Annotated in this window: 11 protein-coding genes; all 11 read right to left on the minus strand. The window is 53.2% G+C overall.

Translation table 11 applies throughout. From position 1 onward, the window contains the following. Window positions 1-60 precede the first annotated feature (60 nt). Window positions 61-528, minus strand: a complete 468-nt coding sequence (locus RI501_RS00565) for a hypothetical protein (RefSeq protein ID WP_313819863.1) — start codon at window positions 526-528, stop codon at window positions 61-63. Window positions 529-672: 144 nt separating this feature from the next. After that, window positions 673-1,566 (minus strand): LysR family transcriptional regulator, encoded by an 894-nt coding sequence (locus RI501_RS00570; RefSeq protein WP_313819864.1) that lies wholly within the window; start codon window positions 1,564-1,566, stop codon window positions 673-675. A 30-nt stretch (window positions 1,567-1,596) separates the two neighbouring features. Then, the gene (citF, locus tag RI501_RS00575) at window positions 1,597-3,135 is read right to left on the minus strand and encodes a citrate lyase subunit alpha (RefSeq protein ID WP_057732105.1); all 1,539 of its coding nucleotides are present in this window, start codon (window positions 3,133-3,135) and stop codon (window positions 1,597-1,599) included. Further along, window positions 3,125-4,039: a citrate (pro-3S)-lyase subunit beta gene (gene citE / locus RI501_RS00580; RefSeq protein ID WP_313819865.1), complete on the minus strand. Its 915-nt coding sequence runs from the start codon at window positions 4,037-4,039 to the stop codon at window positions 3,125-3,127. The genes citF and citE overlap by 11 nt, the downstream gene beginning before the upstream one ends. A gap of 2 nt (window positions 4,040-4,041) precedes the next feature. Next, window positions 4,042-4,335 carry a citrate lyase acyl carrier protein gene (citD, locus tag RI501_RS00585; RefSeq protein WP_057802484.1) on the minus strand — a complete coding sequence of 98 codons (294 nt, stop codon included), beginning with the start codon at window positions 4,333-4,335 and terminating at the stop codon, window positions 4,042-4,044. A gap of 591 nt (window positions 4,336-4,926) precedes the next feature. Beyond that, the gene (locus RI501_RS00590) at window positions 4,927-6,345 is read right to left on the minus strand and encodes an anion permease (protein ID WP_313819866.1); all 1,419 of its coding nucleotides are present in this window, start codon (window positions 6,343-6,345) and stop codon (window positions 4,927-4,929) included. A gap of 97 nt (window positions 6,346-6,442) precedes the next feature. Beyond that, window positions 6,443-7,837: a flavocytochrome c gene (locus tag RI501_RS00595; RefSeq protein WP_313819867.1), complete on the minus strand. Its 1,395-nt coding sequence runs from the start codon at window positions 7,835-7,837 to the stop codon at window positions 6,443-6,445. A 25-nt stretch (window positions 7,838-7,862) separates the two neighbouring features. After that, window positions 7,863-8,429, minus strand: a complete 567-nt coding sequence (locus tag RI501_RS00600; protein WP_313819868.1) for an NADPH-dependent FMN reductase — start codon at window positions 8,427-8,429, stop codon at window positions 7,863-7,865. Between the two features lie 125 nt (window positions 8,430-8,554). After that, window positions 8,555-9,937 (minus strand): class II fumarate hydratase, encoded by a 1,383-nt coding sequence (locus RI501_RS00605; RefSeq protein WP_313819869.1) that lies wholly within the window; start codon window positions 9,935-9,937, stop codon window positions 8,555-8,557. Between the two features lie 388 nt (window positions 9,938-10,325). Beyond that, on the minus strand, window positions 10,326-11,279 hold the full coding sequence (locus RI501_RS00610) for an L-lactate dehydrogenase (RefSeq protein WP_313819870.1): 954 nt from the start codon (window positions 11,277-11,279) through the stop codon (window positions 10,326-10,328). A gap of 682 nt (window positions 11,280-11,961) precedes the next feature. After that, window positions 11,962-12,576 carry a pyroglutamyl-peptidase I gene (pcp, locus tag RI501_RS00615; protein ID WP_313819871.1) on the minus strand — a complete coding sequence of 205 codons (615 nt, stop codon included), beginning with the start codon at window positions 12,574-12,576 and terminating at the stop codon, window positions 11,962-11,964. Window positions 12,577-12,612 lie beyond the last annotated feature (36 nt).

Genomic DNA, 12,612 nt, shown 5'->3' on the forward strand with positions numbered 1-12,612 from the left:
CTCCTGGGATAAGTTTTGTCCTTAGTGTGCCAGAGGTGACCGTAAAACGCAATAACTAACCTAGTACCGCCACCGTAACCAGGCCCGCTTCGCCCAATGTCCCGCTAGTAAGATCGGCCCCAACAGCAGCAAGATGAACGTGACCCACAGGTGCTCGCAGAACACGTAGAGGGGATTTAAGATATCGTCGGTGGTCTGCGTGTTACCGGACATATACAGCCACGGATTAGCCTGCAAGCCACTGGGCGTCCACTTGCGCGCCGTGTGGTGTTGCGAAAGGTCCCGCTCATGTAAAGCCAAGGCCCGGTTCTTATACGATTCCATTCGTTCGTCGTCCTTGCTGTACAGGTTCGCGTACCACTGCCGCAACCACGGGTAACCTGCCAACCAACTCACCACCACCCAGATGGTGAACGGCCCCACCGGCAGCTGCCAGCCCTGCGCCGTGTGCCGGAGATTCCAGGTCAACAATAGTGCCATGATGACCACGCTTTTCGCTAAATTCCAGATATATTGTCGCAACCGCATCCTATCACGCCCTTTGAAATTATCCTGATTATAGGCCACTTCCCCGAAAAAACAAGTGGCAGCCCGCGCGTCACTCCAACGTTTTCTCGTCAAAAAGACCGCTTACCAGCCAACGCCAGTAAACGGTCTTGAAACACTTTTTAATTAAGCTTCATGATGGTGGCGCAAGCCGAACAACACGCTGATGAACTCCCGCTGAATCTCGTTAGGTAGGAAGTTCTTGCGCACGACCAACGACATGTTGAAGCGATCGGCGACCGGGTCGCTCAGGCGCAAGGCCACGACCTTATCGCTGGCATTCACGGTATCGCCCACAATCAGGCTGACACCGAACCCGGAGGCCACCAGCGCCTTAATCAGCGAGATGTTCGGGGTGTTATACACGATGCGCGGGTCAAACCCCGCAAACTGACTGTAGTCGCGTAACGCTTGGGGATGGACGAACTTTCCCGTCAACGAGATAAAGTTCTCGTTCGCTAGCTCGGCAAACGCAATCTGCTTGCGGGTCGCCAATCGGTGTTCCGGACTGACGATCGCCCGAAACTCGTGGGCCCCCAGCAACGTGGCGTCTAATCCCCGTTCGTTGAGCGGGCGGACCGACCCCAGCAAGGCCACGTCGATTTTACCGGCGAGCAATTCCTGGAGCAGGTACCCGGACCCCATTTCCAAGGTCTCCACGTACTTCAACAGGCCGCGGGAAAACAACTCCCCGGCTACCAACGGAAACCACAAGGTCCCAATGATGGGCGGCATGCCGAAACGAATCGTGGATTGGTCCGCGCGTTGGACTTCGCTGTGGGCGAGGTCCAGGTCCTTTAACACCATCTGCGCGCGCTGATAGAGCATCAACCCCGGTCGGGTGATGGTCAACGTGTTATGTGCGCGGTCGCGTTGGACCAACGTGGCGTTAAATTCCGTCTCCAGTCGCTTGACCGCCACCGTAATGGTGGGTTGGCTGACCGAGAAACGCGCGGCAACGGCGGTGTAGTTCTTCAACTCCACCAGCGCTGAGAAATAGGCTAAGTCCCGTGTATTCACTATGCTGCCCCCATCTGCCAAACAAAGCGGTTAGTCCTTAACTTCCTTGATTTCGTCGATGATACTGCCGTCACGGTATTCCACCATGGCAACGGTCCGGTCGGTGAATTCAAGGGGCTTCGGCGTGCCCACTTTCTTTTCGGCGAGTTTTTGTAAGTCTTCAATCGTGAAGACGGGGACACCCGGAATGTTGCTCAGGCTGGCGATTAAGTCCTTACGCTTAGGGTTGATGGCAATCCCCACCTCGGTCACGACCACGTCGATCGAGTCACCAGGGGTCACGACGGTCGTCACGTCGGGTACGATGGTGGCAATCCGGCCCCGAACTAACGGTGCGGAGATGATGGTCAACTTGCTGGTAGCGGCGTCTTGGTGACCACCCACGGCTCCCCGAATCACGCCGTCCGAACCGGTCATGACGTTAACGTTGAACTTGGTGTCGATTTCCAAGGCACTCAGGATGGCCACGTCGAGTTGGTCGACCATGGCGCCCTTGTTGTCAGGATCGGCATACCAGGAAGCGTCGATTTCTTGTTGGTTCGGGTTCGATTGCATCGAATCAGCGGCGCCCTTGTCGAAGTCTTGCACGTCCATTACGCGACGCACTAAGCCTTCCTTTAAGAGGTCGGTGGTTGGCTTGGTAATCCCACCCAAAGCGAAGGAAGCGGTAATCTTGTTGGCAATCATGGCTTCACGCAGGTAACGCGTCACGGCCAAAGCAGCACCACCGGAACCGGTCTGGAATGAGAAGCCGTCCTTGAAGTATGGTGAATGCGTAATCACGTCGTTTACCATGCCGGCAATCTTCAATTCCTTCGGGTCCTTGGTGAACCGAGTTGCCCCTGATCCAATTTTATCAGGATCACCGACTTCGTCAACTTGAACCACGTAGTCCACTTGGGTCTGCTTGATGGAAGCTGGCGTGTTCGGGTAGTCGACCAGGTTATCGGTCAACAGCACCACGTTGTCGGCGTATTGGGCGTCCATTAAGGCGTAACCCAGTGAACCGAAGACGGCTTTACCGGCCATCCCGTTGGCGTTCCCCAACTTATCAGCGTTAGGAACTCCTAAGAAGGCCACGTCGATCTTGATGTCGCCGTGTTCGATGGCCCGCGCCCGGTTTCCGTGAGACCGGAAGATGACGGGGTTCTTTAAGCCACCGTGAGACACGAAGTCCCCTAAGGACCCACGCATCCCGGAGCTGGTGATGTTGGTAATGGTCCCCGCCTTGATGGCTTCGATCACCATGTCGTTCATTACACCGGTCAGTGACGATGGTGCTAAGGTCAGGTTCTTGATGCCGGCGTCGATGATGACCCGCATCACTTTGTTAAAGACGTAGTCCCCGTTCCGGAAGTGGTGGTGAAACGAGATGGTCATGCCGTCTTTGACCGTGGCCTTGACCACGTCTTCGATGGAATCAACCACCTTGTCGTTCCCCGTAGAAACGTGAACCTTAGGCGCAACCCGTTGGATTTCGGGATTGCCAATTTCAGTTGAGGTGTATGGCTTGTAGTCGAGTTTGGCCATCAAGTCGTCGGACAGGGTCCGGTTTACATTATTCTTCAATATCATTACCCTCCTCATCAACTAAGTGCGACGCTTTGGCTAAACGCATCACGCGTTGGGCCCGCAGAACCACTGGGCGGTCAACCATTTGACCGTTCATGGAGATAACCCCAGAGCCCTTTAATTTAGCTTCAGCGATGGCGTTGATCACGTTACGAGCGTTGGCAATTTCCTTAGCCGTTGGCTCGTAGACGCTGTTGACCATCTTGATCTGCCGGGGGTTGACCAGGGACTTCCCGTCGAACCCAAGTTGGTGAATGTGCCGGGTTTCGCGGTAGAAGCCTTCCGTATCGTCCATGTTGGTGAAGACCGTATCGAAGGCGGCAATCCCGGCAGCCCGAGCGGCGTGGAGCACCATGTTGCGGGCAAATTCGAGTTCGGCCCCGTCTGGGTACCGGTGGGTCTTCATGTCGGTGGTGTAGTCTTCGGCGGATAAGGCGACCCCAATCATCCGGTCGGAAGCAGCAGCGATTGCTGGGGCGTTCAAAACACCCTTAGCGCTTTCGATGGCGGCCATCACGTGCGTTGAACCGGCTTCGCGGCCGAATTCCTTTTCAGCGGCGGCCACATCCTTGACCAGGTCCTTGATCATTTGAGCGGATTCAACCTTCGGCAGGCGAATCACGTCGATGCCAGCCTTAACCATGGCCCGTACGTCGTTGTGGTAGAACGGCGTGTCGATTCCGTTGACCCGCACGACCAATTCGGCCCCTTCGTAGTCTTGGGTTTGTAAGGCTTCGTAGACTAACACTCGAGCGGCGTCCTTTTCAGCCAAGGAAACGGCGTCTTCGAGGTCAAACATAATGGAGTCGGCACCGTAGATCCCGGCATCCTTAACCATTGCGGGGTTATTCCCCGGCACGAACATCATGGTCCGGCGTAAACGTTCTGAATTTTCTGCCATCGTTAGAATACCTCCCATGCAGGTTGATCGGTGGTTCCTAAAGCCCGTTGTGCGGCGGCAATCGTCCGCGCTTTAATCACACAGTCCAGGGCTCCTTTGTCCACGGCTTTGACGTTAGCGGCGGTGATGTCCAAGGCTTGTAAGGTCTTGGTAATCAAGTCCCGAATCTGATCACCAAATTGTTTTTCAACGGCGGAGTCCAAGGTAATCTTGATGCCGTCCGTTCCTTTACTCAACATAATTTGGATATCGGAAGATTCCAAGGTACCCGCTAATGCTGTTTGCTTAATTTCCATTAAGTCCATCCCTTTCACGAGTGTCAGCTAATCGTGTAAATAATCACGAATTTATCTACCCAAAACTCTTTTGTTTACGGCTTTAATTATAGCTCATTTTTTAAATAATTCAAATATATCTCGTATTTTTACATTTTTTAAATTATTTTTGTGAAATTCGCAACAGATAGTGGCTGACCATCACCCTCGCTTCACTCTGCCGAGCAAGCGTCACTGTAGTGGGCACGATTCTCAAGCCTCGCCCACCCCGCGAGTCTCGAGAACTCGACCTTGATGTAAGCCGGCCCAAAACACCGACTAACATCAATTTCACTACAGTGACGCCAGTCGGCGCCGTTTCGCTAACAGCTCAAGAACAGTTAACTCAGTCTACTTTTTAACTCGGAGACTCAAAATTGTGTCCACTACGGTCCAACCACTTTTCGGTTAAGATTTATCTTAAAACCCAATCACTGATTGTCATCAGTGCGAGCTGGAGGACCAGTTAGGAAACGCTGGATTCACCCATTTCCCCTCAGTCGCTAAACATTCAACAAAAAGGGCTGGGTAAGCACACCGCCTACCCAGCCCTTCGTTTAGAGTCAATTAAGTTTACCAGAAGCCCAGAACCTTGGTCCATAAAGCGCCAATGCCGAACCAAACGACGATGTAGAAGACCCCTAAGATGGCGTTCATGCGCCACCAATCGGCTTGCTTCACGTAGCCGGTCCCGAACAGTAACGTGGCCGGACCACTCGCGTAGTGCGACGTGGAACTGTAAAGTGCCCCACACATCGCTAACAGCGTCGCCGCTAACATTGGGGGAACCCCCGCAGCGATGGCCACCCCTAACAGGGCCGCATACATGGCACTCACGTGAGCCGTCCCACTGGCAAATAGGTAGTGGGAATAGAAGTAGAAGACCAACAGAATGGCTAAGACAATGCCCCAGTTCATCCCGTTCAAGCTACCACCCAAGGCCTTCGATAACCACGGAATAAACCCTAATTCAGTCAATTCGTTGGCCATGAAGATCAGGATGGAGAACCAGATTAAGGTACTCCAGGCACCCGTTTCGTGAAGAATATCACTCACAGACAAGACCCCACAAACAACCAGTACGGCAACGGCTAAGAACGCCACCGTCGCGGCATCTAGCCCGATGAAGCTTGAAACGATCCAGAGTAGTAAGGCTCCCACGAAGACTCCCGTCATGATCTTTTCGGCCACACTCATGGGACCCATGTCGGCCAGTTCACCTTCGGCCCAGCTCTTGGCGTTCGGTGAATCCTTGATCTCAGGTGGATACATCTTGTAAATCAAGAATGGCACCACTAACAGACTGATAACCCCCGGAACCAAGCCGGCTAAGAACCAACTCATCCAGGTAATGTTGACGTGAGCGGCCTTAGCCAAAGAAACGGCTAACAGGTTGGGCGCCATGGCCGTCATGAACATCCCCGACGTGATGATGTTGCCGTGGAATTCGACGAAGGTCAAAAACGACCCCATTTTCCGTTCCGTCCCGTCTTTCGGGTCGGATCCAAAGGTCTTGGCTAAGGATTCTAGGATGGGGTAAACGATCCCCCCAGCCCGGGCGGTGTTACTAGGCGTTGCCGGTGAAAGAATTAAATCCACCCCGACCAACGAGTAAGCCAATCCCAGCGTCCGTTTCCCGAACAACCGCACAAAGACTAACGCGATCCGGCGACCTAACCCCGTCTTCACGAACCCGCGCGACAGGCAGTAGGCCATGACGATCAGCCAAACGGTCTTGTTCCCAAAACCGGTCACGGCCGTTTCCATCGGGACGATGTTCAGCACAACGGTCGCCACGAAGCCGACTAAGGCGACCCCGGCAATTGGTAACGGCTGAGTGATACACCCAATGATGGTAGCCACGAAGATGGCAAACATGTGCCAAGCCGCCATAGAGACGCTGGCGGGTTTCACTGGCGATGCAAACCAGATAATTAACCCGATCAGCAGCGGTAAGATAAACTGCTTATACTTTACTTTTTCCAATGTCATGATAGTGCCCCACTATTCTATGTGTCGAAACGACTCTTCACTGCCAGGCGTTTCACTTATTTTGAAACGACCATGGCGAGTCGCGTGATTTTAGTCACTAGTCTTTCAAATATGTGTAAACCTGTTCCCCGGCTTGACGGCCAAAGACCACCGTTTCAGCAATGGAATTACCACCGATCCGGTTGTTCCCGTGTAGCCCACCGGCAACTTCACCGGCAGCGAACAGACCGCTTAACGGCGCCCCATCTTCCTTCAGTACCTGAGTTTGGGCGTTAACCTTGATGCCCCCCATGGTGTAGTGGATGGCGGGCGCAATGTGAATGACGAAGAATGGCCCCGCGGTAATGTCGCGATCCATTCCCATGTTCCGACCGAAGTCCGTGTCGTTATGTCCCGCTACCGCTTGGTTCCAGGTCGTCACGGTACTAGCCAACGTGTCGGCATCCATGTTCAACGTTTGCGCCAAGTCAGCGATGCTGTCGCCGTGCTGGACCAAACCAATGTGGTCGTAAAATTCTACGGCCTTGACCCGGGACCGAATCCCGGTATCAAAAATCAAGTAAGCACTCTTTTCCGGAAGTTGGTTGATCGCGTTGGTGACGTTCTTACGAGTATCCAGTTCGTTAACGAACCGTTTCCCGTCGGCCCCCACTAAGATGGCACCTTCCCCCCGAACCGCTTCACCAATCAGGAAAGCGTGGTCGGTGTCTTGTTGTACCGTGGGGTGAACTTGGATCTGGTCCATGTCGACCAATGCCGCCCCGGCGGCCTTAGCCAACGCAATCCCGTCACCAGTGGCACCGGGTTGATTAGTGGTGTTGTAGCCCACCAGGTCTTCACGGTACTCGCCGATCAGCTGTTGGTTGGCGCCGAAACCACCGGTGGCCAAAACCACGGCGTCCGCGGCGACTGGCACGCCATCAGCTTGTTCGTCTTTGACCGTAACCCCTGTGACCCGGTCGTTGGTTAAGTTAAGCTTGGTCACCGTGACGTTAGTAAAGACAGGCACCTTTGCGGCTTGAATCTGCTTTAACAATTCGGTGACCAAGAATCCGCCAATGGGGGCCATGGAGCTAGGCCGGTGGGTCCGCTTCTTCTGCATTCCCCCAGTGATGGTCAGGTCGTCTAAGACAATCCCGTGATCGGCTAACCAGTCGATGGCTAACGCACTGTGACTGGTGAAGTAGCGTAACATGTCGGGATTGTTGAGTTGGCCCCCGCCCTTAAAGGTGTCGGCGTAAAACGCGTCGAAGCTGTCCACCACGTGATTGTGTAACTGCACGTTGGTTTCAGCGGCGTTCATCCCGGATGAGGCTCGGGTGGTGTTGCCCCCCAGCTTCGGCATTTTTTCGAAAATAACCGGCTTCAGCCCTAATTCGTGGGCCTGCAAGGCGGCAACCAGTCCGGTACCCCCGGAACCGATGACCACTAAGTCATAGCGATCTTGTAATTCAGCTAAATCAGTTGGAATAAATTGAAATTTTTCTGCCATGAGCAAGGTTCCTTTCGTAATGTGGTTAGGCGCTAACGGAGACGGGTTTAATGGCGGCAAACTGGACAAAGTTGGCTAGGCATTGGCCTAAGAACGCCACGCTTCGTTCGTCAACCAGCTGGCCCTGTTGGTCAAACTTATCCTTGACCGTCGGCAACATGAATTCGTTACCTGGGAGCACGCAGGCTTGGACCCCTGGGGCGTCGAGGACTTGGCGCAAGTTAGTCTGGGCCCGCACCGTTCCTTGGACCCCATAAGAAGTCCCGACCACCATCACTGGCTTGTTTTTAAAGGGGTGGGTGGCACTCGATAACCATTCCAAAACACTCTTTAACGCGGCCGGAATCGCGTGATCGTACTCGGGGGAGGCAATGATTACCCCGTCCGCCGCATCGATAGCGGCACTCAGAGCGGTCACACAAGTCGGCGGTGTCTTCATATGGTTTTCGTTAAACAAGGGAATATCCGCGATTTCGCGAACTTCGATGTCTGCCTGATCCGTAAAGGTTCGGCGCATGAATTGCAACAAGATACGGTTGTAAGAAAAATCAGCGTTCGTGCCGACTAAGGCAATAAAGTGTGGCTTGGTCATCCTCAAAATCCTCTCAATTCTCTCTAATCAATTAGTCGTATAGGTTGGCCACCGCTGCCCCTAAACTAGCAGCAGCGGCGACCAGTAGCGTCAAAGCTAAAATCGCCATGTGGTCACCCCGCTGGTTAACGATCGATGTTGGTCATCTTCAACGGATCAACCCACTTGTCGAAGTCTTCGGCGGAAACCTTACCGGACTTAACGGCGGCTTCCTTTAAGGTCGATCCGGCTTGGTCCGCGGCTTGGGCAATCTTGGCACTGTCGTGATACCCGATGTGGGGCGATAACGCCGTGACGGTCATCAAGGAGTTGTCAACGAGTTCTTCCATCCGCTTAGCGTTAACCGTCATCCCGTGGATCAGCTTGTCGGCAAAGCCCATCATGGTACCGCGTAACAGCTCGGCGGATTCCAGGAAGGCGTCGATTAAGACGGGTTTGTACACGTTCATTTCAAAGTTCCCTTGGGAAGAAGCTACCGTAACGGTCACATCGTTTCCCATCACCCGTGCGGCGGCCATGGTAATGGCTTCGGCTTGAGTCGGGTTAACCTTACCGGGCATGATGGAAGACCCGGGCTCGTTAGCCGGAATGTTCAATTCATCATAAGCGGCCCGGGGACCGGAAGCCAAGAACCGCACATCGTTAGCGATCTTCATCAGATCGGCGGCTAAAGTCTTCATGGCCCCGTGAACCACGTCTAACCCGGAGTGATGGGCTAAGCCGTAGAACTTGTTGGACTTAGCCGTGAACTTTGGCCCGTAAACCTTAGTCATCTTCTGCGCGATCTCTTCGGCAAACCCAGGAGCGGCGTTTAACCCCGTTCCGACGGCCGTCCCTCCCATGGCTAATTCCAGAAGAGTTGGGTCTAAGGACTTCAGGTAGTCCAGGTCGTGTTGGATGGCACTGGCCCAACCGCTGACTTCTTGGCCAAAGGTTAACGGCGTGGCGTCTTGTAAGTGGGTCCGGCCAATCTTAACCACGCGCCAGTATTCCTTTTGCTTAGCGGTTAATTCATCAATTAAGTGTTGTGCGGCCTTTTCCAGTTCCTGGACGGCCACACTGGCCGTGATGTTCATGGCCGTTGGGAAGATATCATTGGAACTTTGCCCGTGGTTGACATCGTCGTTCGGGAGGACTTCAATGTCCGGATTCAGTTGCATTGCCTTATTAGCAACGACTTCGTTAGTGTTCATGTTGGTTTGGGTCCCAGAACCCGTTTGATAAACGCGTAGTGGGAAGTCCTGGCGTAGGTCGTCATCGCTCAGGGCCAACAGGTCGTCGATGGCTTGTTGGATCAGAGCACCCTTTTCTGGGGAAATCTCGCCCAGATCCTGGTTAGATGCCGCAGCGGCCTTCTTAATTTGAAGTAATGCGCGAATCATTGCAATGGGCATAAACTGACCGGTGGGGAAGTTGTTACGACTCCGTTCAGTTTGCGGGCCCCAAAGAGCGGTGCTAGGGATCTTAACGTCACCTAAGGTATCTGCTTCAATGCGATAATCTGCCATGGTAAGTTCCTCCAAATTTTTTTGTGATATTAGTAACTTTTATTTTCAAAACTGGAGGGGACTCTTCGCGGTAAATTGGAAAAATCCCCTGTGACTTTACGAACAAGCCTAGAATAACTGGGGATTATCGCTATAGTCAAACTCTCAAGGGGGTATAAAAAAACGTAATAAGGTGTTGCATAGCTCTTCACAACCCTACTCGTGTATGGATTCACAATTTCACAAACATTTTTAAAAAATCTGGCGCATCTTTTCAAAATAAAAAGAATTATTTGAAAGCCTAGCGCTGCACCGCCCACTCCCTTAGGTGCCCGGTTCAATCCCTTAAACGACCGACAAAAAAAGTCTGGGATGGTTTATCCCAGACTCAATCATTGACTTCAATTCATTAATTAACGGCCATGGCGTCGTCTAAAACCTGCTTCATAGCGGCCGCGGAGTCTAACATCTTGCCCCGTTCTTCCGCCGTTAAGTCGAGTGGCAAGACCCGGGCAACCCCTTGCGCGTTAATCAACGCGGGCGTTCCCAAGTACAGGTCCTTCACCCCATATTCGCCATCCAGGTAAGCCCCCACGGGCAGTACCGTGTCTTCATTTCCTAAGATTGCCCGCGTAATTCGCGCTAAGCACGTCGCCACACCGTAGAACGTGGCGCCCTTCAGGCCGATGATTTGACCACCCTTCTTGCGTGCTCCCGCTTCGGTCGCTTGTAAGTCGGCCAGTGAGAGACCCTTAGACCGTGCCACGTCGAGGAGCTTTTCGTGGCCAACCATGGCGTGAGAATACGCTGCGAATTGGGTATCGCCGTGTTCCCCGATCACGTTCACGTTCAACGTCTGGGGGGCCACCCCGAGTTGCTTCCCTAAAGCTACCCGTAAGCGCACCGTATCCAGTGACGTCCCGGTCCCCAAGACCCGGTTCGTTGGGAAGCCGGATAGCTTTTGCGTAGCGGCCGTTAAGATATCGACGGGATTAGCCGCCACCAGAAAAATGCCATCAAATCCGCTTTCCACCACTGGTGAAACGATGGACTTCAAGATCTTCAAGTTCTTGCTGACCAAGTCTAACCGCGATTCACCGGGCTTCCGGGGAACGCCGGCCGTGATGACGACCAGATCGGCGTCCTTGGCATCGGCGTAGGTCCCAGCGTGGACCCACTTAGGCTGCCCCCAGAGTTGGGTGTCTTCCAAATCAATGGCATCGCCCGCGCTGTGATCCTTGGCAATATCGACAATGACGAGCTCATCCATGACTGGTTGTTGCATCATGAGCAAAGCGTACGATGACCCGACCGAACCATCACCGACTAAGACAACTTTTTGATATTTGGTTTGTTTAAGCAAAATGAAACACCCTTTCAGCGCGTCAATACGCGGTTAATAAGGGGTAGCCTGCGCCACCCAGTGAAGTTTATGTTCGTGTCGTAAAGTCACCCTTATCATAACATGCTTTTTAAAAAATGCAATTTTTTGTGATTATTTTTAAAAATAAAAATAATCATTTTCAAAATTTCACAAGTAGTTTTGGGTCGAAACAAACAGGACCTCACTCCAAACGGATAAAGTCGTAGTGGTGGTTTGCACGACTTAAGACCGTCAAGTGTCTTTTAACCATGATATAAGCCACCCAATTGGATGAGACTATGAACTCGAAGATCCACTCAGGTTTACACCTTATGCCCTATTGCTAGCAGTCTCACAGTTAATATTTTCAACTTCAATCAATGGAAGATTCTGTTTAATTTCCGCTCAATTTAGCCGTGAGGGCGGTCCTGAAGGGGCTCAGTGGTGTCGTTTGGGTTATTCGGGGTTCTTTCCCGGATTACCCAAAGGTCGAGCTTGAAGACCTGGTACTTTCAGGGCTTCAAGTCGTGCCCACCCACAACCCGTTTCCGCCTCTTCAGGACCAACCGGTAAGGCGGATAATTTCCACAATCTGTGCTTAACTCAAAAGTGACCATGATTCCAGGTTCGGGAATCATGGTCACTTTTCATCAACTAAACGCTTTGGGGCCCGCGCTGGCACTTAGATTTCATTTGCGGTCACAATGGCCCTAATTCCGGCCGTGATTCCCCGTACGGCGTCACTTAACGCCATGCTGGGAGTATTCGGCCGCTGGCTGACTTGGGCCGGTAGAAAGGGGATGTGCATGAAGCCCGCACGTAATGTCGGAAACTCGGTGGCTCGTTGATACTGTACTTGATACATCAAATGGTTACAAACGAAGGTTCCCGCCGTGGTCGAGACCTGTGCGGGCAATCCCGCCCGTTGAATGGCGGTCACCATCGCTTTGACCGGTAGTTGAGTAAAGTACGCCGCCGCGCCCGTGGGTTGAATGGGTTGGTCTTGGGGGCGTCGTCCGGCATTATCGGCTATCCGGGCATCATCCAAATTAATGGCTACCCGCTCGGGCGTCAACGCCGCGCGCCCGCCGGCTTGTCCGATGTCGAGGACCACGTCGGGGTGTTCGGCCACGATGGCGGCGTGAACGACCGCCGCACTCTGTGTAAATACCGTGGGCACCTCTAACTTGACGATGGTAGCCGTCCCAATCGTCGCGGGTAACCGCCGCACGGCTTCCCAGGCGGGATTAACGGTCTCCTTACCAAACGGGTCAAACCCCGTCACTAATACTTTCATCAAACCAACTCCTTTGCCCAAGTTAGCCCTAATTAT

The sequence above is a fragment of the Levilactobacillus zymae genome (assembly GCF_032190635.1).
GTDB classification, from domain to species: Bacteria; Bacillota; Bacilli; order Lactobacillales; family Lactobacillaceae; genus Levilactobacillus; species Levilactobacillus zymae_A.

Excerpts from the sequence above, each read along its gene's own strand:
- citD (WP_057802484.1), bottom strand. The coding sequence starts at position 4,335 with ATGGAAATTAAGCAAACAGCATTAGCGGGTACCTTGGAATCTTCCGAT.
- RI501_RS00565 (WP_313819863.1), bottom strand. The coding sequence starts at position 528 with ATGCGGTTGCGACAATATATCTGGAATTTAGCGAAAAGCGTGGTCATC.
- RI501_RS00590 (WP_313819866.1), bottom strand. The coding sequence starts at position 6,345 with ATGACATTGGAAAAAGTAAAGTATAAGCAGTTTATCTTACCGCTGCTG.
- RI501_RS00605 (WP_313819869.1), bottom strand. The coding sequence starts at position 9,937 with ATGGCAGATTATCGCATTGAAGCAGATACCTTAGGTGACGTTAAGATC.
- RI501_RS00595 (WP_313819867.1), bottom strand. The coding sequence starts at position 7,837 with ATGGCAGAAAAATTTCAATTTATTCCAACTGATTTAGCTGAATTACAA.
- pcp (WP_313819871.1), bottom strand. The coding sequence starts at position 12,576 with ATGAAAGTATTAGTGACGGGGTTTGACCCGTTTGGTAAGGAGACCGTT.
- citE (WP_313819865.1), bottom strand. The coding sequence starts at position 4,039 with ATGGCAGAAAATTCAGAACGTTTACGCCGGACCATGATGTTCGTGCCG.
- RI501_RS00600 (WP_313819868.1), bottom strand. The coding sequence starts at position 8,429 with ATGACCAAGCCACACTTTATTGCCTTAGTCGGCACGAACGCTGATTTT.